This is a genomic window from Aeribacillus sp. FSL K6-8210 (genome assembly GCF_037963925.1).
GTDB classification, from domain to species: Bacteria; Bacillota; Bacilli; order Bacillales; family Aeribacillaceae; genus Aeribacillus; species Aeribacillus composti.
Map to the genome: position 1 here is coordinate 2769520 of NZ_CP150172.1, position 23463 is coordinate 2792982.

At 39.4% G+C, this 23463-nt stretch carries 23 protein-coding genes; 4 read left to right on the top strand and 19 right to left on the bottom strand.

Annotated features, from left to right (window positions below; all coding sequences use genetic code 11):
- The first annotated feature begins 69 nt into the window (after positions 1–69).
- Positions 70–624, top strand: a complete 555-nt coding sequence (locus NSQ41_RS13420) for a hypothetical protein (protein ID WP_339193111.1) — start codon at positions 70–72, stop codon at positions 622–624.
- Between the two features lie 478 nt (positions 625–1102).
- Here NSQ41_RS13420 and NSQ41_RS13425 read toward each other — a convergent pair whose 3' ends face one another.
- Positions 1103–1549 carry a GatB/YqeY domain-containing protein gene (locus tag NSQ41_RS13425; protein ID WP_339196868.1) on the bottom strand — a complete coding sequence of 149 codons (447 nt, stop codon included), beginning with the start codon at positions 1547–1549 and terminating at the stop codon, positions 1103–1105.
- A gap of 19 nt (positions 1550–1568) precedes the next feature.
- Entirely contained in the window at positions 1569–1742 is a 174-nt protein-coding gene (rpsU, locus tag NSQ41_RS13430) for a 30S ribosomal protein S21 (RefSeq protein WP_063388032.1), read from the bottom strand.
- 342 nt (positions 1743–2084) lie between these two features.
- Here rpsU and NSQ41_RS13435 point away from each other — a divergent pair, with 342 nt between their 5' ends.
- Positions 2085–3032: a Na/Pi symporter gene (locus NSQ41_RS13435; protein ID WP_339210137.1), complete on the top strand. Its 948-nt coding sequence runs from the start codon at positions 2085–2087 to the stop codon at positions 3030–3032.
- Positions 3033–3105: 73 nt separating this feature from the next.
- Here NSQ41_RS13435 and deoC read toward each other — a convergent pair whose 3' ends face one another.
- From deoC to gpr, 13 genes are all read right to left on the bottom strand, one after another.
- On the bottom strand, positions 3106–3765 hold the full coding sequence (gene deoC, locus NSQ41_RS13440) for a deoxyribose-phosphate aldolase (protein WP_063388030.1): 660 nt from the start codon (positions 3763–3765) through the stop codon (positions 3106–3108).
- Between the two features lie 69 nt (positions 3766–3834).
- Positions 3835–5181, bottom strand: a complete 1347-nt coding sequence (mtaB, locus tag NSQ41_RS13445; protein WP_063388029.1) for a tRNA (N(6)-L-threonylcarbamoyladenosine(37)-C(2))-methylthiotransferase MtaB — start codon at positions 5179–5181, stop codon at positions 3835–3837.
- A 5-nt stretch (positions 5182–5186) separates the two neighbouring features.
- Positions 5187–5942, bottom strand: a complete 756-nt coding sequence (locus tag NSQ41_RS13450) for a 16S rRNA (uracil(1498)-N(3))-methyltransferase (RefSeq protein ID WP_339210138.1) — start codon at positions 5940–5942, stop codon at positions 5187–5189.
- A gap of 11 nt (positions 5943–5953) precedes the next feature.
- Entirely contained in the window at positions 5954–6889 is a 936-nt protein-coding gene (gene prmA / locus NSQ41_RS13455; RefSeq protein WP_063388027.1) for a 50S ribosomal protein L11 methyltransferase, read from the bottom strand.
- A gap of 18 nt (positions 6890–6907) precedes the next feature.
- Positions 6908–8038 (bottom strand): molecular chaperone DnaJ, encoded by a 1131-nt coding sequence (gene dnaJ, locus NSQ41_RS13460; RefSeq protein ID WP_063388026.1) that lies wholly within the window; start codon positions 8036–8038, stop codon positions 6908–6910.
- Positions 8039–8180: 142 nt separating this feature from the next.
- Positions 8181–10013, bottom strand: coding sequence for a molecular chaperone DnaK (dnaK, locus tag NSQ41_RS13465; RefSeq protein ID WP_063388025.1), 1833 nt, complete (start codon positions 10011–10013; stop codon positions 8181–8183).
- 33 nt (positions 10014–10046) lie between these two features.
- Entirely contained in the window at positions 10047–10679 is a 633-nt protein-coding gene (gene grpE, locus NSQ41_RS13470; protein ID WP_232515773.1) for a nucleotide exchange factor GrpE, read from the bottom strand.
- A 52-nt stretch (positions 10680–10731) separates the two neighbouring features.
- Positions 10732–11757, bottom strand: a complete 1026-nt coding sequence (gene hrcA / locus NSQ41_RS13475) for a heat-inducible transcriptional repressor HrcA (protein WP_063388023.1) — start codon at positions 11755–11757, stop codon at positions 10732–10734.
- 81 nt (positions 11758–11838) lie between these two features.
- Entirely contained in the window at positions 11839–12984 is a 1146-nt protein-coding gene (hemW, locus tag NSQ41_RS13480) for a radical SAM family heme chaperone HemW (protein ID WP_130157923.1), read from the bottom strand.
- A 63-nt stretch (positions 12985–13047) separates the two neighbouring features.
- On the bottom strand, positions 13048–14877 hold the full coding sequence (gene lepA, locus NSQ41_RS13485; RefSeq protein ID WP_144596749.1) for a translation elongation factor 4: 1830 nt from the start codon (positions 14875–14877) through the stop codon (positions 13048–13050).
- Positions 14878–15061: 184 nt separating this feature from the next.
- Complete coding sequence (locus NSQ41_RS13490; RefSeq protein WP_063388020.1) at positions 15062–15409, bottom strand: DUF3679 domain-containing protein; 348 nt, start codon at positions 15407–15409, stop codon at positions 15062–15064.
- 23 nt (positions 15410–15432) lie between these two features.
- Positions 15433–16602 carry a stage II sporulation protein P gene (locus tag NSQ41_RS13495; RefSeq protein ID WP_063388019.1) on the bottom strand — a complete coding sequence of 390 codons (1170 nt, stop codon included), beginning with the start codon at positions 16600–16602 and terminating at the stop codon, positions 15433–15435.
- Positions 16603–16676: 74 nt separating this feature from the next.
- Positions 16677–17771: a GPR endopeptidase gene (gene gpr / locus NSQ41_RS13500; RefSeq protein ID WP_063388171.1), complete on the bottom strand. Its 1095-nt coding sequence runs from the start codon at positions 17769–17771 to the stop codon at positions 16677–16679.
- A 195-nt stretch (positions 17772–17966) separates the two neighbouring features.
- Here gpr and rpsT point away from each other — a divergent pair, with 195 nt between their 5' ends.
- Positions 17967–18233 carry a 30S ribosomal protein S20 gene (rpsT, locus tag NSQ41_RS13505; protein ID WP_063388018.1) on the top strand — a complete coding sequence of 89 codons (267 nt, stop codon included), beginning with the start codon at positions 17967–17969 and terminating at the stop codon, positions 18231–18233.
- A 15-nt stretch (positions 18234–18248) separates the two neighbouring features.
- On the opposite strand, the gene holA is transcribed toward rpsT, so the two are convergent.
- Positions 18249–19301 carry a DNA polymerase III subunit delta gene (gene holA, locus NSQ41_RS13510; RefSeq protein ID WP_063388017.1) on the bottom strand — a complete coding sequence of 351 codons (1053 nt, stop codon included), beginning with the start codon at positions 19299–19301 and terminating at the stop codon, positions 18249–18251.
- Positions 19302–19590: 289 nt separating this feature from the next.
- On the opposite strand from holA, the gene NSQ41_RS13515 reads away from it, so the two are divergent.
- On the top strand, positions 19591–19722 hold the full coding sequence (locus NSQ41_RS13515; protein ID WP_065095531.1) for a YqzM family protein: 132 nt from the start codon (positions 19591–19593) through the stop codon (positions 19720–19722).
- A 100-nt stretch (positions 19723–19822) separates the two neighbouring features.
- On the opposite strand, the gene NSQ41_RS13520 is transcribed toward NSQ41_RS13515, so the two are convergent.
- Genes NSQ41_RS13520 through NSQ41_RS13530 form a run of 3 tightly spaced genes read right to left on the bottom strand, consistent with a single transcriptional unit; the run spans position 19823 to position 23441 of the window.
- Positions 19823–22132, bottom strand: a complete 2310-nt coding sequence (locus tag NSQ41_RS13520) for a DNA internalization-related competence protein ComEC/Rec2 (protein WP_339210140.1) — start codon at positions 22130–22132, stop codon at positions 19823–19825.
- 25 nt (positions 22133–22157) lie between these two features.
- Complete coding sequence (locus NSQ41_RS13525) at positions 22158–22718, bottom strand: ComE operon protein 2 (RefSeq protein ID WP_339210142.1); 561 nt, start codon at positions 22716–22718, stop codon at positions 22158–22160.
- 33 nt (positions 22719–22751) lie between these two features.
- Complete coding sequence (locus NSQ41_RS13530) at positions 22752–23441, bottom strand: helix-hairpin-helix domain-containing protein (RefSeq protein WP_339210144.1); 690 nt, start codon at positions 23439–23441, stop codon at positions 22752–22754.
- Between the last annotated feature and the right edge of the window lie 22 nt (positions 23442–23463).

A 23463-nucleotide genomic window follows, 5' to 3' on the forward strand; every position in this document is an offset into this window, starting at 1 on the left:
TTCTTATAAATAAAAACAATTCGTATGCTAAAAAATAAACTGTAAGAAAAAAAGTGAAAGGTGTTGCAAATGGGAAGGTTGAGATATTGTTTTTTTAAGTTTTGGTGCCTATTGGATCCCATTTATTACCTTTGTTCGCGGCTTGAGTATGTGAGGGACAAGGAGAATAATCGTGACATTTTCCGGGTTCGATTGACAAAATATAAAGGAAGGGAAATAATTCTTTCAGACGGTACAAAAATTAAAAAAAATGATCTTCTGTTAAAAATACATCTTCATAACGTCTATTTAATGAAGGAACTGAATCATTTTAAGAGCGAAATTCAAAAAGGAAGATACATTTACTCTAAAACAGAAAAAGGGCTGCCAAATATCGTTCAATACTTGCGGAATCATTCACAATTTCACAATGTGAAAGGGATTATTGGAATAACTATTTTAAATAAAGGCTCTGAACGGCTGGGCTTTGAAACGTTTTCCATTCAAAATCCATTTTATAAATGGTATAAGCTTTTGACATTTACCCCTATGTATTTCATCATTCAATATCGTTTCGATAGCTTGAAGCGGCCGCCGAAATATTTAATGATGTCAAAAGAAAAACTGCTCAAACTATATGGATAGAACGGTTTTCCCTTCATCAAAAAAGAGCGTATGAACAGCTCAGGCGCCGCTTATACGCTCCGTCATGTTGATCCCATTGAGGTTTCAATGAAAATATTTGGGTTAACTCCGAAATAAATCCTTTCCCTTTCAGAGCAAATAGTGCTGTCGTTTTTCCCTGTTCTCACAGCTAGATAGACGTGTGCTCTTTTCGATAGGTTTTCCTTTATTGCCGCCGTATTTTCCCGATAATCTTCATTGAGATCAGCGATCTTTCCGAATGTTTTCCTTCATTGTTGCCCTCTGCTCAATTTTTTGCGGACATTTGCATAGCAGCTATATTCTTTCGCCGACAAGCTTGCTATCAACAACTGAACCACTATTGATGAATTGCAAGGCAGCTACATTCATTAATCGACTGCCGCAGTCCATAGGATGAATCCGCTGCAAAAACTTAAAAGCTTGCCGCACATAGAAAGCGGCAAGCTTTTTACTCGAATTATGAAAGCAAACCCTGAACCAATTTATTAACAAGCGAGCCATCTGCTTTTCCTTTTACTTTTGGCATAACGGCTCCCATTACTTTCCCCATATCGGATTTGGACGTTGCGTTCACTTCCGAAATTGTTGTTTTAATAATTTGTATTAATTCCTCTTCAGATAATTGCTCAGGCATATATTCAGTTATTACTGCAATTTCAGCTTTCACTTTTTCAACTAAATCTGAACGACCTGCATTTTCAAATTCTTGGAGGGAGTCTTTACGTTGCTTTAATTCTCGAGAAAGTACCGTTAATTCCTCTTCTTCAGTCAACTCACTTTTTCCGAGTTTAATCGCTTCATTTTGCAAGGATGCTTTTACCATGCGAATGACTGAAAGGCGATCTTTCTCTTTATTTTTCATCGCTTGCTTCATATCTTGATTTAAACGCTCAAGAAGACCCATAATTAATATACACCCTCTTTTAATATTTACGCTTTCTTGCAGCTTCAGATTTTTTCTTGCGTCTTACGCTAGGCTTCTCATAAAATTCGCGCTTTCTATATTCCTGCAAAGTACCAGTTTTTGATACTTGGCGTCTGAAGCGGCGAAGAGCATCCTCAAGCGATTCGTTTTTACGTACGATCGTTTTAGACATCCTTTTTCCCTCCCTCCGAACAAAGCCAGTTCATGTTCCTTATCAAAAAGAACATTTACTAAGTTAGTATAATATAATCGATTTATTTGGTCAATGTTCAAAACATCTTTCCTATTCCTTATGACTTTTTTTTATCGGACAGGTTTACAAGACTGTTTTATATCAGCTTTTGTATGGAAGAATTTCCAAATTCATCATGTATATGAGGAAATGATTCAAGATCGTTTGAAAGCCGCTAAACAGCTGTCTGAAAAAATATAACTAGTTCGATTGAAAAAAATTACTCGTTCATAAGGTCTTATTGTGACACCTTGTCCATAGACTGTTGATGAGGTGGTTTTCATGGGAATGCAATTGCTGTTATTATGTTTTTCTTGTTTCCTTTTATTTTTTTGCGGAATGGCAATGATGAAATACGGATTTCAGCAAATGTCCCATAGGCAGCTGGAGAAATGGCTGTACAACTGCACGAATGCCCCAATCAAATCCTTTCTAACCGGCATGATTGCAACAGCTCTTGTTCATAGCAGTTCTCTAGTGATGGTGATTACAGTTAGTTTTGTTTCCGCTGGTTTGTTAAAGTTTAAAGATGCAATTGGAATTATTTTAGGTTCCAATGTCGGGACGACCTTTACGACCGAATTTCTAGCCGTTGAAATAGATGACTATTTAGGGATGATGTTTGCAATTTCTCTTCTTCTCATGCTTTTTAAAAACAGAATTTTATTTTCATTAGGCTGTTCATGCTTCGGCATATCGTGTATTTTTTTAGCTTTGAACGGGTTTGAAAAAGCTGCTTTTCTTTTGTCTGACCTGCAGGTTATGTCTGATCTGCTTTCCAAATCGAGTGACCATTTGCTTTTTTCTGTCGGAATAAGCGCGGTCTTCACCGGAATTATTCAATCATCAACTGCATTAATCGGAATTGTCATGAGCTTTATGAACGAACAGCTGCTGCCATTAGAAACAGGATTAGCTTTTGTTCTCGGCGCAAATATCGGCACCTGCATTACAGCTTTATTGGCCTCGATCGGCTCTAAACAAGAAGCGAAATATACTGCTTTTGCCCATCTTTGGCTGAATGTGTTTGGAGTGATCCTGTTCGTTCCGCTTATTCCTTTTTTCGCAAATAATTTAAAATTGTTAACAAATGAACCAGATTTCCAAATCGCTCACTTTAGTCTGATTTTTAACTTGATAACTTCTTTAATCATTCTCCCGTTTGCGAATCAATATGCAAATTTTGTATTATGGTGGACAAAAACTATTTCAGCATGGATAAAAAAATAATCCCGCAACAAACTGCGGGAAAACTTTTTTAAACTAAATGTAAAAAATCCAGCAATTCTGTGATTATAATAGATTAACGTTCACTTCCTTTTATAATCGCCACTCCAGAACTAGTACCAATTCTTGTCGCACCGGCTTCTATCATCATGATCGCAGTTTTATAATCGCGGATTCCGCCAGATGCTTTCACGCCGAATTTCGGACCTACTACTGCACGCATAAGCTTCACATCGTCAACTGTTGCACCACCGGTAGAAAATCCTGTCGATGTTTTGACAAAATCTGCTCCGGCTTTTACAGCTAGCTCACACGCTTTTCTTTTCTCATCAACATTTAATAGACATGTTTCAATAATCACCTTTATCAAAGCTTTTCCGTTTGCCGCTTCAACGACAGCACGAATATCTTCTTCAACTGCATGATAACGCTGATCCTTTAATGCGCTGATGTTTATCACCATATCTAATTCCGCTGCACCTTTTTGAACCAACTCTGTCGTTTCATATGCCTTTACTTCAGTAGTTGTTGCTCCAAGCGGAAAACCAATCACTGAGCAAACTTTCACATCTGATTTTTGCAGCAAATTAGCTGCTGTTTCCACCCATACGGGGTTAACACAGACAGATGCAAATCCGTACTCCTTCGCCTCAAAACAAAGCTTTTCAATATCTGCCTGCGTGACATCCGGCTTTAAAACAGTATGGTCAATATACTTCGCAATATCCCTTTTCATGAGAAGGCTCCCTTCATAAAAAGTGGTACAGCTTACATCAAAGTCTGTTTTACGCAAGAAAAAGCTAGATTAAGAAGACTTCTGTAAATAGTCTTCATCGACTATACGGACTACTTGTCCTTCATTATATGGATAGCCAGCCTTAGTTAATTTCACCTTCACAATTTTCCCAACCATCTCTTTCGTCGCCGGAAAAACAACTTTTAAATAATTGTCCGTATATCCTTCATATTTGCCGCTGTCTGGAGCTTCTTTATAAGGTTCTTCTGGAATAACCTCCAGTACTTGTCCCTCAAATTTTGAGGCATATTCTTTTGCTAGTTGATCGCTTAATGCGATCAGCCGGTGTACGCGTTCGTTTTTTATGTCTTCGTCAACTTGATTTTCCATTCGGGCAGCTGGTGTTCCTGTCCGCTTCGAATAAGGGAAAACATGAAGCTCAGAATAACGGTGTTCTTTAACAAAGTTGTATGTTTCCATAAATTCTTCTTCCGTTTCACCCGGGAAACCTACAATCACATCAGAAGTTACCGCAAGCCCAGGCAAAGCTTCCCGCAGCCGTTTCAGACGCTCAGCATAAAATTCCGTCGTATATTTACGGCGCATCCGCTTTAAGACGCTGTTTGATCCTGATTGAAGCGGTATATGCAAATGGCGGACAATTTTATCGGACGTTTTCAGCACTTCAATTACTTCATCAGTTATTTGGCTCGCTTCAATTGAAGAAATTCTAAGCCGCTTTAATCCTTTCACTTCAGCATCAATATCGCGAAGAAGCTGCGCAAAATTATAATCTTTTAAATCTTCCCCATATCCTCCTGTATGGATGCCGGTTAAAACAATTTCTTTATATCCAGCATCCACCAGCTTTTGAGCCTGTTTAATCACTTCTTTTGGATCCCGGCTCCGCATGAGACCGCGTGCCCAAGGAATAATACAAAACGTGCAAAAATTATTGCAGCCTTCTTGTATTTTTAAAGACGCCCGCGTCCGATCTGTAAAGGAAGGTACGTCCATCTCCTCGAATACCCGAGCTTTCATAATGTTTGTCACACCGTTGATCGGCTGGCGCTCCTTCTTAAACTGCTCAATATAATCGAGCATTTTTTTTCGATCTTGTGTACCGACAACGATATCAACCCCAGGAATAGCCATGACTTCTGCGGGTGCCGTTTGCGCATAACAACCTGTAACGCAAATAACACTGTCAGGGTTTTTGCGGATCGCTCTCCGTATTACTTGGCGGCTTTTTTTATCACCTGTATTCGTCACCGTACAAGTGTTAATGACATATACATCCGCAATCGCTTCAAAATCCCGGCGCTCATATCCCGCTTCTTTAAATAGCTGCCAAATAGCTTCTGTTTCATAATGATTTACCTTACATCCTAATGTATGAAAAGCAACAGTCGGCATGTTTTTCACCTCGACAGTTCAAAATGATAGGATACTGCAGATAATAAATAAAGAGGAGCCGTTTCCGCCCGCAATATTCTCGGACCTAGCCCGCATAAAAGAAAGCCGTTATCGGATAACTGCTTAATCTCCTCGGCTGTAAAACCTCCTTCTGGTCCAAAAACAGCGAATAATGATCCTCGCCGCTGCAAAGAATTTAAAGCACGAAATAAATTGCTCGTTTCACCTTTTTTTGCATGCTCTTCATAAGCGACAATTTTTACATCGGCTGATGCAGCATAAGAAATGACATCCTTTAATGAAGCTGGCTTCGTCACCTCAGGAATTATGATCCGATGTGACTGTTCCGCAGCTTCTTTTGCAATTTTATTCCACCGCTCTAATTTTTTATTTATTTTACCTTCATTTAATTTTACAATTGAACGAGCAGCATTAAAAGGGATAAACTTGGAAGCACCAAGCTCCGTCCCTTTTTGAATGACGAGCTCCAATTTATCCCCTTTAGGCAGCCCATTCGCTAATATCACTTTTACCGGAAGCTCTGAATTGTTCTCGATCCACTCTAAAATGGAACAGCATACTTTATCGGCAGATATTTGAACAATTTGGCAAAGGGCTGAATATCCATCCTTTGTTACACATATAATTTGATCATTCTGTTTCATCCGCATCACCCGGGAAATGTGGTGGACATCTTCCCCGGTGATGTCAATAATATCAGTTAATTCTTTTTTTGCATAATGAATAAAATAACGCTGCATCTTCAATCCCTCTATTTTTTTGCGATAAAGGCGACCCAATCTTCCATCGTCATCGTCTCTTCAATCGTAAAACCAGCTTCGATTAAAGCTTGCTCCACTTCGTGTTTTTTGTTTTGAATAATTCCGGAAGTAATAAAATAACCGCCGTTTTCTAAACGCTCATGCGCATCACGAACAAATCGCAATATGACTTCAGCTAATATGTTTGCAACAATTACGTTCGCTTTAACATCGATATCGTCCAACAAATTGTTTTGCTTGACTTGAACAAGATGCTGCACTTTATTCAATTTAACATTTAATCGCGCGCTGTCCACTGCAACTGGATCCAAATCAAGTGCGATGACTTTATCGGCCCCCAGCAAAGCACTCGCGATGCTCAATACGCCTGACCCTGTACCGACATCAATTACAATATTTCCCTTTTGCACCTTTTTTTCAAGTGCTTGTATGCAGAGAACTGTTGTTGGATGGGTTCCAGTTCCAAACGCCATACCAGGATCCAATTCAATGATCAGTTCATCGGTGTGAGCAGGTTCATACAGCTCCCATGTGGGGACAATCGTAAATTTTTTTGAAACCTTCACAGGACGGTAATATTTCTTCCAAGCGGTAGCCCATTCTTCCTCATTAACTTCACTAATTGTAATATGGTTCCGCCCCAAATCAATATCATACAACAGCAGGTTATTTATCCGTTCTTTTATCCCTTCCACCGTCTCGCCTAAAAAGCTATTCACAGGAAGGTACGCTTTAATGATGACACCTTCATCAGGATAGTCTTCAGGATCAAGCTGATATATTTCTCCATATTGATCTTCTCTTTCTTTTATAAGATCATACGGATCTTCAATAACTACTCCACCAGCACCCGCTTCATGTAAAATATTAGAGATAGGTTCAACCGCTTCTTCCGTTGTATGGATGCTAATCTCTGACCACTTCATTTTAGTAACCCCAATCCTTTAATCTCCTTTAAACGCCCGCTTCACTTTATCAAAAAAACTTTCTTCCTGTACATCAGGTTGATTCCCGCTGATAGCCGCAAATTCCCGCAGCAATTCTTTTTGTTTTTCCGTAAGGTTAGTTGGTGTAACGACGCGAACAGTTACATATTGATCTCCTATGCCATGGCCGTGAACATTTTTGATCCCTTTTCCAGACAGTCTGAATTTTCGGCCTGTCTGCGTGCCTGCAGGTATTTTTAATTTCACTTTACCGTATAAAGTAGGAACTTCAATCTCATCTCCTAGCGCAGCTTGTGCGAATGTCAGCGGCATTTCACAATAGATGTCATCACCATCGCGGACGAAAAATTCGTGTTCCTGTACGTGGAAAACAATATATAAATCACCTGATGGACCGCCGTTAATTCCCGGCTCTCCTTTCCCTTGTATGCGGAGCTGCTGACCGTCATCTACACCAGCTGGAATTTTCACTTGGATTTTTCTGCGTTTCTTCACTTTTCCGCTGCCGCCACAAGTTGTACAGCGATGTCTGATAAATTTACCTGTTCCGTTACATTGATAACAAACGCGCCGATTCACAAAAACACCAAAAGCTGTTCGCTGCTCTGAGCTGATTTGACCCGAACCTCCGCAATGCGGACAAGTTTCCGGAGTAGTACCAGGTTTCGCTCCTGAACCGTGGCAAGTATCACATGTTTCTTCGCTAGGAATTTCAATTGTCGTTTCCTTTCCGAACGCAGCTTCTTCAAATGAAATCGTCATCGTATATTGAATATCTGCACCTGCTCGAGGAGCATTCGGATCTCTTCTTCTTCCTCCGCCAAAGATCGAACTGAATAAGTCATCAAATCCAAATCCCCCGAAATCCGCTTCAAATTCTTCACCGTTAAAGCCGCCGAAGCCTTGAGTAGCACCTGCATGACCGTAGCGGTCATATTGGGCTCTTTTTGTGTCGTCGCTTAACACTTCATACGCTTCTTTTACTTCTTTGAATTTTTCGGGCGCGTCTGGGTCTTTGTTAATATCCGGATGATATTTTTTGGACAGCTTGCGATAGGCTTTTTTAATCTCCTCTTTTGTTGCGTTCTTACTAACTCCAAGCACCTCATAGTAATCACGCTTCGCCATATATTCACACTCCCGATTTCTCACATAGAGTAAATTTTAACATTGACAAACGGAAGAAAGCAACTGTTAACCGCCTTTACTGAAAAAAGTCAAAGTCAAGACATGCCTGACTTTGACTTATCCATTTTCAGAATAAAACATTTTATTTGTCATCTACTTCTTTGTATTCAGCGTCAATCACATCATCGTCATTTTTATTTTTGTTTTCAGAATTATTTTGTTGATTATTTGTCTGTGCTTGTTTAGCCGCTTCCTCATAAAGTTTTACAGAAAGGTTCTGAACGATTTCTTGAAGTTCTTCTTTTTTCGCTTTTATTTGATCGAAATCATTTTTATCAATCGCTTCTTTTAATGCGTCTTTTATTTCGTTTGCTTTTTTCACTTCTGCTTCGTCAACTTTTCCTTGCAGCTCTTTTAATGTTTTTTCTGTCGTAAAGACAAGCTGGTCAGCTTCATTTCTCAATTCTGCCTGTTCTTTTCGTTTTTTGTCAGCTTCAGCGTTTTCTTCCGCTTCCTTAATCATGCGCTCAATTTCTTCTTCGGATAATCCCGTGGATGATTTAATTGTAATTTTTTGTTCTTTTCCAGTTCCTAAATCCTTAGCACTTACGTTTACAATTCCGTTTTTGTCGATATCAAACGTTACCTCGATTTGCGGCACTCCTCGCGGCGCAGGCGGGATATCTGTTAATTGGAAGCGTCCTAATGTTTTATTGTCAGCAGCCATCGGACGTTCCCCTTGCAGAACGTGAATATCGACCGCAGTTTGGTTGTCAGCAGCAGTTGAAAAGATTTGCGACTTGCTCGTTGGGATCGTAGTGTTCCGTTCAATCAGTTTTGTAAACACTCCGCCCATCGTTTCAATTCCAAGCGATAATGGAGTAACGTCTAGGAGCACAACGTCCTTCACATCACCTGTGATGACACCGCCTTGAATTGCAGCACCTAACGCAACGACTTCGTCCGGGTTAACGCCTTTATGAGGCTCTTTGCCAATTTCCTTTTTAATCGCTTCTTGAACAGCAGGAATCCGAGTGGAGCCTCCGACTAAAATTACTTTATCGATATCGTTTTTCGTTAAACCAGCGTCGCTCAATGCTTGGCGAACAGGACCCATAGTTTTTTCTACAAGATGCGCAGACAATTCTTCAAATTTTGCCCGCGTTAATGTCACTTCCAGATGAAGCGGTCCTTGTTCACCTGCAGTAATAAACGGCAAAGAAATTTGTGTTGATGTTACGCCTGATAAGTCTTTTTTCGCCTTTTCCGCAGCATCCTTCAATCTTTGCAGAGCCATTTTGTCTTTGGAAAGATCAATGCCATTTTCTTTTTTAAATTGATCTACTAAATAGTCAATAATGACTTGGTCAAAGTCATCACCGCCGAGATGGTTGTCGCCCGCTGTTGCTCTTACTTCAAAAACACCGTCCCCAAGTTCAAGAATGGACACATCAAATGTACCGCCGCCCAAGTCATAAACTAAAATGGTTTGATCTTCATCCATTTTGTCAAGACCGTAAGCTAAAGCAGCTGCAGTCGGCTCATTGATAATCCGTTCAACTTCAAGACCGGCTATTCTTCCTGCATCTTTTGTTGCTTGGCGCTGAGCATCGTTAAAATAGGCAGGAACAGTAATGACAGCTTTTTCTACTTTTTCCCCTAAATAATCTTCTGCATACGATTTTAAATGCTGCAAAATAATAGCAGAAATTTCCTGCGGCGTATATTTTTTTCCGTCAATCTCCACTTTGTAGTCAGTTCCCATGTGGCGTTTAATAGAAATAATTGTATTTGGATTCGTGATCGCTTGGCGTTTTGCAATTTCACCTACTTGACGCTCGCCGTTTTTAAATGCAACAACCGACGGTGTCGTCCGGTTTCCTTCTGGGTTTGGAATCACCTTCGGTTCGCCGCCCTCTAGAACCGCTACACAAGAGTTCGTTGTTCCTAAGTCAATACCGATGATTTTACCCATATATCACAACCTCCTGCTAATTATCATATGTAATTACTCATTAACCTTTACCATAGACGGTCGAATAACCCGGTCTTTCAGTTTGTAGCCTTTTTGCAGCTCTTCCACAACAACATTGGATTCGAAATTTTCGTCTTTCACTTGCATTACCGCTTGATGAAGGTGCGGATCAAACGGTTTCCCAACCGCTTCGATCACTTCAACTCCTTCATTTTCAAGTGCTTGAAGGATCTGACGGTAAACCATTTCCATGCCCTGCAAAACGGATTTTGTTTTTTCATCCTCTGCCTCAATTTTCAACGCCCGTTCAAAGTTATCAATAGCAGGCAAAAGATCTGATATTAAACTTTGCGCACGATATTTTTGCTGTGCTTCCATATCAAGCCTGCTGCGCCGGCGAAAATTTTCAAAATCGGCCTGAGCTCTGAGCATGCGATTTTCCATTTCCTCCAGCTTTGCCTCAAGCTCAGCGATCTTTTCATTCGCTTTCACCAATTCCTCTTCAGCATTTGAAGAAGATTGGTCTTCACCTTTTTCCTCTTGGCTGCCCTCTTGGCGCAATTCTTCTTGATCAGGCATTTCTTCTTTCTCGTTTTCGGCTTTCTCGTTATTGTATTCAACTTCTTCTTGGATTGTTTGTTCTTTTTCAGTCTGATCGTTTGCCATCATTTCACCTCCCTTAAAGTGCAAAGGAAAAGGGATGGAGAATTCCCCCATCCTATCCTTGATATAGCTTTGTTAAAACTTGTGATAAATCTTTCGAGAAAAATTTTAAAAGGCTGATGACCCTTGAATAATCCATTCGTTTCGGGCCGAGCACCGCGACTGTGCCGATTTGCTTCTCGCCAATTGAATAGGTGGCAGTAATTAAGCTGCAGTTTTCCATAGCAGATATTTTATTTTCCGTGCCAATTTTCACCGTAATGCCTGACGGGTTTGTCTTTAGCAAATCATACAGTTCATCTTCTTGTTCTATGAAATCTAAAAATGTTTGAATTTGAGAGACATCGCGGAACTCCGGCTGGCTCAAAATATTCGTTTTTCCTCCGAAATATATTTTTTCGTGACCTACATTCAGCGTGCCAGTAATCAATTTTAATAAAATATCATAATTTCTAATATGCTTCCGTAAAATGTTTGCAATTTCCTTGTATATTTTATCCTTTAATTCGCTTAGAGGCACGCCAGCAAGCTTTTCATTTAAAATATTTACAATTTTTTCCAGTTCACTCATGTCTATTTTTTCTGGAAAAGTAATCATTTTATTCTCAACATGGCCTGTGTTCGTTACAAATATGGCAACCGCCTTATCTTCGTTAATTGGAACGATTTGCAAACGTTTGAGTCGGTTCTCCGAAACTTTCGGACCTAAAACAATCGCTGTATAGCTTGTAAGCTCAGATAAAATTTGAGCTGATTTTTGAACAAGCGTTTCTAATTCATATATTTTCTCGGCGAAAATGGATCTTATCGCCATAATTTCTTTTTTCGTTAATTTTTTTGGTGACAATAAATGGTCGACATAGTATCTATACCCTTTTTCGGACGGCACTCTGCCTGATGACGTATGGGTCTTTTCAATCAATCCTAATTCTTCCAAGTCCGCCATTTCATTTCGGATTGTAGCCGAGCTGAACGTAATCGATTCCTTTTTCGATAAAGAACGGGAGCCAACCGGCTGAGCATATTGAATAAAATCATCAATTATAATTTGCAAAATTAATAATTGACGATCTGTCAGCAAGGAACATCACCTCTGTTAGCACTCATATTACTCGAGTGCTAATTCTATGATAAAGTTATCAAATGAAAGAAGAATTGTCAATTAACTAACTGCGAGAAATGCTTGAAATACTTCATTGCCTAAAAGCATTCCTTTTCTTGTTAAAAAAAGATGTGATGCACTTTCAGATAAAAGACCTTTTCTTAATTGTTCTTCAATTTGCGGGCCAAATACTTCCCCAACATCTAATCCGTATTTATCTCGGAACCGTTTTTTGGAAACCCCTCTGATCGTCCGCAATCCAAGAAACATTTCTTCCTCCATCATTTCTTCTTTTGTTAGCATATTCTCCGAAACAAAAGCCGTTCCATTATTTTTATAAATCATTTCAATATATTTCTTCAGCGGTCGAGCGTTTTCCCGCCGGATCCCGTCCAAATAGCTGTGTGCTCCAGCTCCAAATCCATAGTAATGGTTATTATGCCAATACGTTAAATTATGTTTGCTTTCAAAGCCTTTGCGTGCGAAATTGCTTAATTCATACTGATGGTATCCGTGCCGTTCCATTTCATTCATAACGGTCTCATACATAAACGCCTCTTCCTCTTGAGAAGGAAGCAAAAGCTTTCCTTTTCGCATTAAATTATAAAACACCGTTTTCGGTTCTACGATTAGGGAATAAGCAGACATATGCTGGACCTCTAATGAAAATGCAACGGAAAGAGTTTCTTTCCATTCTTCTATCATTTGGCCGGGTAGACCGTACATAAGATCTATGCTAATATTTTCAAAGCCTAGCGATCTTGCCCGTTCAACTGCTTGAAAAACTGTTTCTTTATTATGAGTCCTTCCAATTTTTTTCAGTAATGAATCTTGAAAGGCTTGCACTCCGATGGATAGGCGATTGACTCCGGCGTTTTTCAATACAGACAGCTTTTCCATCGTTAATTGATCTGGATTGCATTCAACTGTAAATTCAACTACGGATTGCATCGGCAAAGTTTGATGTATGCTCTCCATTAAATGATCGAGCTGTTTGGCTGACAGGGAAGTAGGCGTACCGCCGCCGATAAATATCGTTTTTAATTCTTCATTTAATACTTGATCCTCCATTGCCTTTATCATTTCCAAACGCAGTGCTTGCAAATAGTCATCAACAGGCTGGTTTTGTAAAAAAAATTTATTGAAATCACAGTAGTGGCATATTTGTTCGCAAAACGGGATATGAATATACGCGGCTTCAGCCATTTTTCATTCTCCTGCCTTTCCAAAGCGCTAATGCCGCAGCAATGGCTGCGGCACTCGTCAACATCATTTTTGGTTTTCATCCATTTTCAGCACAGCCATGAAGGCTTCTTGCGGCACTTCGACAGAGCCGACTTGTTTCATTCGTTTTTTTCCTTCTTTTTGTTTTTCAAGAAGCTTCCGTTTACGCGACACATCTCCACCGTAACATTTTGACAACACATTTTTACGTAAAGCTTTAATCGTTGAACGTGCGATGACCTTGTTTCCAATTGCAGCCTGAACAGGAACTTCAAATTGCTGCCTTGGAATAAGCTCTTTTAATTTTTCAACGATAGCTTTGCCGCGTTCATAGGCGCTGTCACGATGAACAATGAAGGATAAAGCATCGATTTTCTCCCCGTTTAAAAGAATATCCATTTTCACAAGTTTTGAAGGTTTGTAGCCAATGAGTTCGTAGTCAAACGATGCATACCCTTTTGTGCTTGATTTCAACTGATCAAAAAAATCATAAACGATTTCCGAAAGGGGGATTTCATAAACAATATTGACTCTCGTTTCATCCAAATATTGCATATCTATGAATTGGCCGCGTTTTCCTTGGCAAAGCTCCATCACCGCACCAACATAGTCGTTTGGAGCCATAATCCCGGCTTTCACATAAGGCTCTTCTATTCGGTCAATTTTTTGCGGATCCGGCATGTTCGAAGGGTTATCAACTTGAACCATGCTGCCGTCTGTTAAATAAACATGATAAATAACGCTAGGAGCCGTCGTAATTAAATCAATATGAAATTCCCTTTCAATTCTCTCTTGGATGATTTCCATATGCAGCAGACCTAAAAAGCCGCAGCGAAATCCAAAGCCCAGCGCTTGCGATGTTTCAGGTTCAAATTGCAATGCGGAGTCATTCAGCTGCAATTTTTCAAGAGCATCACGTAAATCGTTGTATTTTGCCGTATCTATTGGATACATCCCGCAAAAGACCATCGGATTTAATTTTCGGTACCCCGGCAGAGGCTCGGCAGCCGGATTGACAGCGCTAGTGATCGTATCACCAACTCGTGTGTCACTGACATTTTTAATGGAAGCCGTTAAATAACCGACGTCGCCAACCGTGAGCTCCTGTACAGGATGCGCTTTTGGCTTGAAAACACCGACTTCCGTTACTTCAAATTCTTTCCCCGTCGCCATCATTTTTATACGGTCTCCGACTTTTACCGTACCATCAAAAATGCGTATATAAGCAACAACTCCACGGTATGCATCATACAGAGAATCAAATATAAGCGCTTTGAGCGGTGCGTCTGGGTCACCTTGCGGAGCTGGGACTTTTTGAACAATTTGTTCTAAAATTTCTTCGATGCCGATTCCTGCTTTTGCTGATGCCAACACAGCCTCAGAAGCATCAAGCCCAATCACGTCTTCAATTTCTTGTCGCACTCGTTCAGGCTCAGCGCTCGGCAAGTCAATCTTATTAATAACAGGCAAAATTTCTAAGTCGTTGTCAATCGCTAAATAGACGTTCGCCAGCGTTTGCGCTTCGATCCCTTGCGCCGCATCCACAACTAAAATGGCGCCTTCACAGGCAGCCAAGCTTCTCGAAACCTCATACGTAAAATCAACATGTCCAGGGGTATCAATTAAATGAAAAATATATTCATTCCCGTCTTTCGCTTTATATGATAACTGAACCGCATTCAGTTTAATTGTTATACCTCTTTCGCGTTCAAGATCCATCGAATCGAGCAGCTGCTCTTTCATTTCCCTTTGGGTAACAGCAGCTGTTTTTTCCAGAATCCGGTCAGCTAGTGTTGATTTCCCGTGATCTATATGAGCAATGATGGAAAAATTGCGAATTCTCTTCTGGCGTTCTAATTTTTCTTCCCTTTTCATATTTTTGTCACCACTCCTACTAGCCAACTACACTAGCTTTGATTATATCAGTAGAAAATTGGAGATTCAATGAAAATTTATTCTGTGATTGAATACGCAAAACAGGGATCAGAATGACTGTCTGAACCCTGTTTTGAAATAGACTAGACCTGCGGATTGCTTCAAGTCTTTCTTTTAAATTTGTTTAGGTGTATGCTTCAATCAGCTCCAATATTCCTTCAATGATCGCTGATGTTCCTTTTTGCACTAGATTCGCAAGCGATTTTCCAATTTGAGAGAAGAAATTGAATGCCTCTATTTTTTCAAGCTGCTCCTGCTTTTTTTGTAAATCGTGGCTTGTCACTTGATTTCCCAAAATCGTGGCTTCCAGTTTTCCGTCGTCCTTTTGCTTTAGTTGAACGGCTTCGACTGTCTCTTCCGTCTCATAGCCTCTCATTTGTTGAATGCCATGGCTCGCTTGCTGTATGCCAATTATTACTCCTAAAAACATAATGAAGGTTAGAAGCAGACTTTTGGCCATAAACTTCGCCATCAAACATTCCTCCTTTCAAGCCGTCACTCGTTCTGAACGCTCCCGCTCACCTTTTCTGCCTGCCAATAATATTCGCTAAATATGTTTGCAACAGCTTCGACAGTTCTGCTGAGTTCTTCCATGTTATTATCAACTCCCCCGAATTCAATCAGCAGCGAATTCTCTGATAAGTCTTGATTGTAAACGCCGTTAACTCCTTCGCCTTTTTTGGAAAACACACCACGGCTTAAGCCCGGATATTTCTTTTCAAACAATTTGTGCAAATTTTGTGCAATTTTTTTATTTTTATCAGCATTTGGATTATTCCCACCAATCACAAATGCAATTTTGGCATAACTCTTTCCATTAATCGTAATGGTTGTTTTATCCCTTTTTTGTGAATCACGGTGGATGTCGAAAATGTATTGAAGATCTCGATTCGATGCCAATGCTTCTTGAACAACAGGTCTTGATGCATCATATGATTTGTAATATTTCCATTTTTTCTCATTTAATACAGTTTGAAAATTCGTTTTGTCCACAACCGCTCCTATTCCTCTTTCTTCAAGCTCCTGTCCAAACTTTTCTCCGACTAATGTGACATTCGCCTTTGAATGAAAAGGAGATTTTGCCCCATTTAATAAAGGATAATAAGATTCGGTCGTGTGAGTATGATAAATAAATACGACTTTTTTTCCATTTGTTGTTAAGTTAGGAGACTGTTTTGGCTTTTCCTCGCCTTCCACATCTTCAAGCTTGTCAATCGAAGCTTCCCTTTCCTCTAAAAGCACTTCTGTCGGGGGAGCGGATTCAATCGGCATGTTCGTATAATTCGTCCCTTCTCCAGCCACAATGATGTCGCCATCGAACAAAGTAAACCCTGGAAGCTCCCTTCCGAGCAAGCTGCGCGGATCATCAGGATTTATGCTTGTCGTTAATTGAAAAAGGACGGAAGAAACTGAAAAATCCGGTTTACTTTCTTCTAATCCTTGAGAAAAATAATGGTTTTCAAAGTTTAATAAATGAAGAAACATTCTGCCGTTTATATTTCCCGTGATTTCATGAATAGAACTAGAGGCGGGACGATATTCAATCTTAATCGACGTCAAAAGCCCTGTAATGAAAAACATAAAAATGATTAAAAAAAATCCCGCTAAGATGATTTTTTTTAAGCTTGTCCTATCAACTGTTACGACCATTCTGCGATGCTTCATGAAAATCCTCCTCCAAGGCTTGTCTACAAAATATGTATGACAGCACTGGGAGGAATAGAACTTTTACTTTGTTTTTAATGTGTGTAAGCCCCGGTATTTTCTTCATTCACCGCGGAATGGAGCGCCATGTTTAAACCGCTCGCAAGCACATTCGCCATATCTTCAATAAACATATCTACTTCTTTCGGTGTTACCATTAAATTATGTCCAAGTGGACTCAGCACTTCATGAATCAGCATTCTCTTTTCATTTTCTTCCAGGGTACCGATTATCCCTAAAAACTGCTTTCTCTCTTTTTCCTCAGGCAAATCTTCATCCGTCAGCTTCTTTTTTTCAGCAAAGCTAAACCAAGACGGAGCCAACGCATTTTTTGGGCGATTTCCTTCCCGCATTTCTCTGCCGAGATGCTTTAATATAAAATCAATCGTATCACTGGTTATCGTTACAGCATCAACTACTGTCGGAATTCCGATTGATATAACCGGAACGCCTATCGTGTCCACACTCAATTCTTTTCTTTTGTTTCCTACGCCGGATCCAGGATGGATGCCGGAATCGGCAATTTGTATTGTGCTGTTTACACGCTCTATTGATCTTGCAGCTAATGCATCAACGGCAATAATGAAGTCAGGTTTTGATTGTTTTACAACTCCCGTTATAATATCAGATGTTTCAATTCCCGTTAGCCCCATCACTCCTGGTGCAAGGGCGCTGACAGGTCGATAGCCTTCTTTGACGTTTTCTGGTTCAAGTTGAAACAAATGTCTTGTGACCAATAAATTTTCACATGTTAAAGGGCCTAAAGCATCTGGAGTGACATTCCAATTGCCAAGACCGACCACTAAGCAGCTTGCATCTTTAGAAATTTGCAGCTGTTCCAAAAAAGAACTGAAATGCTTTGCAAACATTTTGATTACTTTTTCCTGCAGTTCGGTATCTTTATTGCGGATTCCCTGCACTTCCAGCGTTAAATATTTACCTTTCTTTTTGCCGATTGTCTCAGCACCTTTATCCGTAATGTCCATATGGACAATTTTCATACCGTCTTCCTCTTCTTCTTGAACGATGACCCCTTCCATTTCTTTCTTTTTTTCAAGAGCCAAATCTCTCGCTTCAAGCGCCAAATCGGTTCTGATTGAATATTTGCTTAAATCAAGCGCGTTGTTCATCATTGTCACCCCAAGTTCATTTTTATCTATTTTTTCCAAAGTCATTTTATTTCATCCCATTTCTTAGCTTCAAAGGGGGATTTCATTTACATTAGTATTGCAAAAGAAAAAACCGTTTGATAGAATAACTTTTGTTCTATATCCAAAAAAGAATGCGGCAGCTTTGATTTTATATAGTCAGTAGGAGGTGAAACAATGGCTAACATTAAATCCGCTATTAAACGAATGAAAACAAATGAAACACGCCGTGCCCGCAATACATCAATGAAATCGGCTATGCGTACAGCAATTAAAAAGTTTGAAGCGTACGTTGTAAATAAAGATGTTGAACAAGCAAAAGAAGCGTTTAAAGTAGCTGCGAAAAAAATTGATAAAGCTGCTTCCAAAGGAATCATTCATAAAAATGCAGCCGCTCGTTTCAAATCACGCTTAGCTAAAAAATTAAACAGCTTATCAGCATAAAAATAAAAGCAATCATCAAGCTTTTATCCCGCTTGTTGATTGCTTTTTTTCTTGCTGAAACAGCTTCAGCAGCAAAAACTCTAACGCTAATTGTCTATCTTTTTTTCCTGTTTTTATTTCAAAATCTGTCTCCGCAAGAGCTTTTATGATGCTCTGCAATTCACTGGCAGAAAACTGCTTCTCCTGTTTTAAAGCCAGCTTAATGCGAAACGGATGAACCTTTAAGGATGACGCCATCCGATCCTGTCCGTAACCGGATTTCGAAAGCTGCTTCACTTGATATAATAGACGGAATTGTTGTGTAAGGAGGCTTAAAATTTTAATCGGTTCTTCGTTTATTTTTAACAAATCATAAAAAATTTTAAAGGCTTCTTCTGTTTTCTTTTTGACGACGGCATCAATTAAATCAAAAACATTTTGTTCAAGCGAGCGTGCAACGAGCTGCTTGACCATTTCTGCAGTCAACTTATTTCCGCTTCCAACATATGCACATAATTTTTCCATCTCTTTATCTATGATCATTAAGTTACCAGATGTTTTTTCCATAAGCTCATCGATCGCTTCTTTTTCCATCGCCACATTTTCTGCTTCCGCTTTTTCCTTTATCCATTTGACTGTTTCCTCTTCTGAAAAGGAATTCATTTCAACTACTGTTGCCGCTTTCTTTATTTGTTTTGTCAGCTTTTTTCTTTCATCAATTTTTTCATGTGGAAGCAAAAAGACAAAAACAGTAAACGGGGCAGGATTTTCTACATATTGTTCAAGTTTTTTAAGATTATGCTCCACTTTTTCTTTTTTCTTTTCGCTCGTCAAAAAATAAGGATTTTTCACAACAACCATCCTGCGTTCACCTAAAAACGGCATCGTTTCCCCATCTTCAACAGCCGTTTCTATATTTGTTTCTTCCATATCATAGACGGAATAATTAAATTCCCGTTCGTCTTCACTAATTGCCTCGGTTAACAATTTGCGAATTGTTTCATTTAATAAAAATGATTCTTTTCCATAAAATAAATAAAGAGACTGAAATTGTTTCTTTTTAAATGAATTCCATAAATCGACAATCATCTTAAGATTCCCCTAAAAAATGAAGTGTGCTTCATTCATCATATATGGAAAAAAATTTTTTCGCAACACTTCAACATAATGGAGAATTGGTAGCGAAGCCAATCCTCCGATTTATATGAACGTTTTTTTGTAAGCCCCGGGACACTTACAAAAAAACGATTACCCATTCATATATTCTCCCTTTCGAAAAAGAATATAGTTGTTAATCGTTAACATGAATCATTTTTAAGAATGTAGATTTTTTTGCTGAAATCGCTTATACTACTTATGACGATGAGGAGGGGTATAGATGAACGAATTTGAACAAAATGTAAGCAAACGTAATGATGCTGTTGATTCTGCCGTCGGTTTTATTGTTTCTTTTGGCTTTTTTGCCACATTGTTTATCATTGCAACAGCGATTAAATTGATCGGCTCGTAAAGAGAGAGGCTGCAAACGGCAGTCTCTTTCTTTTTGCTCCTTGTACAATCCGGACCCAGCCGTCCAATCATCTCTCCATTTTCAAGCTGTCAAAACTGCCCTATTTTGTTAATGTATCGTATGGCGGGTAGAATAAAAAGGTTCCTTGAGACTTTCGATATTTGTATTGGACAGCACCCAGTTGATCTGTACGAAAAATGGATACGTTTTGTTTTTTTAATCGATTCAATACTTCTTGATGAGGATGTCCGAAACGATTGTTTCTTCCTGCTGAAATGACCCCGATCTTCGGATCAATTGTTTGTAAAAATATATCGCTAGTCGAAGTTCTGCTTCCATGATGCCCGATTTTGACCACATCCGCAGTCATTTTTGGATATTGTTTAATCATGTGCCGCTCTCCACTTTCTTCAAGATCACCGGTAAACAGCCAGCGCAACCCGCCTATTTTTGCCATTAGGACGAGAGAATCATTATTTTTAGAATCCGATTTTGTGAAAGGAGAGAGAACGTGGAAAGCTGTTCTGCCTGTGATCCGATCTCCTGCTTCTAATTCAAATATTTCAATTCCTCGATTTTTCGCTTCTTTTACTATTTGCTTTTCAAGCTCTTCTCTGGAAAAATATTTTGGAATAACCAATTTGTTTACTCGAAATTGTTTGATTAAGGTTAATGACTCGCCGATATGGTCATAGTCTCCATGAGTTAAAAACAAAATTTCAATTTCCTCTACCCCTTTCGACTGAAAATAAGGGATCAGGACGTCCAATGCGATGGAAAACGGTTTTTTTCGCATCTGCCAGCTTTCTTTTTCAAATACAGCCATTCCTCCTGTATCAATTAAATAACTGTTACCTAAGCCGGGCTCTCTAATAAAAATGCTGTCTCCTTGTCCGACATCAAGAACTGTTACTTCTCCCGGCATGGTCATTTTTCCTGCTATCAAAAGCAATGCAGTGAGCAAGCTGCTGCACAATATCGGTTTTCCCCATTTTTTCATCGGCTTATGCTCCATTTGAAAGAAAACAGCAATAAAAATGACGCATTGCAGCAAAAATAAATAAACAGTCGGTTTTCCAGTTGTTATCATGAAAAAAGGCAAATTACTGAAAAATAATGCTGTTTTGGACGACAAAGTAAAAGAAGTGTGAAGAAGGGAAACAAATATTGAACCGATGGAAGAAGAAATTACGGTTAAAATGAGAGTGATCATGGTAAGCGGCAGCAAAAAGAACGTGTATAGCGGCACAAACATAATATTCATGATAAAGCTCAATAGAGAAAATTGATAAAAATAGTAGCATATAATCGGCAGTGAAGCAGTTTGGGCAACAAATGAAACTGCTGCCAACAATTGCAATGAATTCCTGCATTTTTGAAAGATTTGTCTTGATAAAATTAGTGAAAATGTGACTGCGTAAGAAAGCTGAAATCCAAGATGAAAAACTTCATACGGGTCAAGAAATGTCATGAGAAGAAAGCTGAATGAGATTGAATCAGAAAGGGGCATATTTTGTTTAAAAAGTGTTCCTCCCATGATCAGTGCTGCCATAAGAGAGGCGCGGACGACAGGCGGAGCTCCTCCTGTTAACAATGCATAAAAGGGGAGGAAGCAAATCAAAATCATAATGGTTTGTTCTTTTGAAATGCCCAGCCGCAAAAGGAAGAAGTAAAGTGAGGCGATTAATATGCTTACGTGAAGACCTGAAATCGAAAGAATATGAACAATCCCTAGCTTTCGATAAGCGGCAAGATCTTCTTCTGGAATATTGTTCTGATAGCCTACCGTCAAAGCAAGGACGAAGCCGGCTGTTTTTTCTGGAAATTTATGATGAATCCATTCAATCATTTTTTGCCGGTAATTTTCCAAATGATCTTTCCATGACGGCTTATATGTACAATGCCCGATTTTGTCGAGCTTATACAGCCAGTGAATTTGCTGAAAATACAAATAGCGCTTATAATTAAACGCATTTTCATTTGTGTTATTTTTCGGTTTTTCAAGCTTTCCTGAAAAATTGCATATATCACCTGGCCGTATATTATTTGTATTTTTCATCTCTTGTTTTGTTTTCAATGTATAACGGGCCGTCAGCTTTTCTCCCTGATTCGTCTCGACCGCAAATGTCATCAGATCCCCGTCGATTTCAGGAGAGGAGATTACCTTTCCTTTTGCTGATAACATGCCTTCGTGATAATTTGTTTTATTTTGTTGATCATACCAATGAAAATATGGAAGCATGAACAAAAACGAGCAAGCAACGATGAAAGCTAATTTCCTTTTATGTTGAAGCCATAAGAAAAAAAGAAGTGCAGCAAAAATGAAAAAAGGAAGAAGGGAAGGAAAAGAGGTAGCGGAAACAATCGCCAACAATGCGGAAATCGCGACATATGCCCACTGGCCTCTCAAAAAAATAACCTCCTTTTCGATTAGATCAGCCGAAAAGTTGACGGGCTTGTTCATTCCATTTTTTCAAGTCCGTTTCTGATACGCCGAGATGTTTTAAAGCATTTAAAAGCTGCTCAACATATTCGCGCTTTTCTTCATTTTTTAAATCCAAAGTCGTTTCATCGAATGCGACTTTTTCTATATGAACACCTGCTTGTTCAAATAATTCCATTGCATATGGATGATTTTTGTAATCTTTTGCATAATATACACTTTGAATACCCGCTTGAATAATCGCTTTTGTGCAAGCTAAGCATGGAAAATGCGTGACGTAAATTTCCGCTCCTGCTGTTGCCACTCCAAATTTGGCGCATTGCAATATCGCATTCATCTCCGCATGGATCGTTCGAACACAATGGTTATCAATCACATAGCAGCCTTCATCAATACAGTGGACTCCTCCTGCGATCGAGCCGTTATATCCCCCCGCAATAATCCGTTTATCGCGGGCAATCGTAGCACCGACAGCAAGTCTTGTACATGTGCTTCTCAGCGCAAGCAAATGGCTTTGCGCCATGAAATAATGATTCCAAGAAATTCGATCCACTTTTACCCCTCCGAATTTTGTAAACATTCTTTTTCAGTTTATCGACAAGTCTTCATGTTCGTCAACGCTAATCTCATTTTTGATCTTTTCAAACGTTTTTTCTCCTATACCGGTAACCTCCAGTAAATCCTCTTCTTTTTGAAACGGCCCGTTTTCTTCACGGTGTGCGATAATTGCTTCCGCTTTTGCAGGGCCGATTCCCGTTAATTTTTGCAGCTCTTCCTTTGTCGCCGTATTAATATTGATTTTTTCTTTCTCTTGCGGTCTTTGTAAAGCATCAGCATTTGCGCCGCTTTCATCCATAAGAGCATTTTCGTCAATTTTTTCGCCTAGCTTTGGCACATAAACAACCATACCGTCTGTTAGCTTTCTGGCCAGATTCACACGATTTCCGTCTGCCTGGTCATTCATTCCTCCAGCTTTTTCGATTGCTTCAAACACCCTGCTGGATGACGGCAATTCATAAACACCAGGCTTACGAACTGCCCCCTTTACATCAATATAAATCATCGTCGTCTGTTCGTTACGGTGCTCATTCTCTTCTTCGTCATCATCTTCTCTGCTTTTTTGCATCGGCGTTCGTTCATCCGTTTCCAGCAATGGTTCATCGGAAACTTCGATCTCGTTTGAATCACGCCAGTTGTTGATGATAAAAAACAAAATGGCAGCGAAAATGATTAACAAAAAAACCCCATACTTTTTTATAAAAAGGAAATGGTTCATGCACATGAATTCCCCTTTCTAA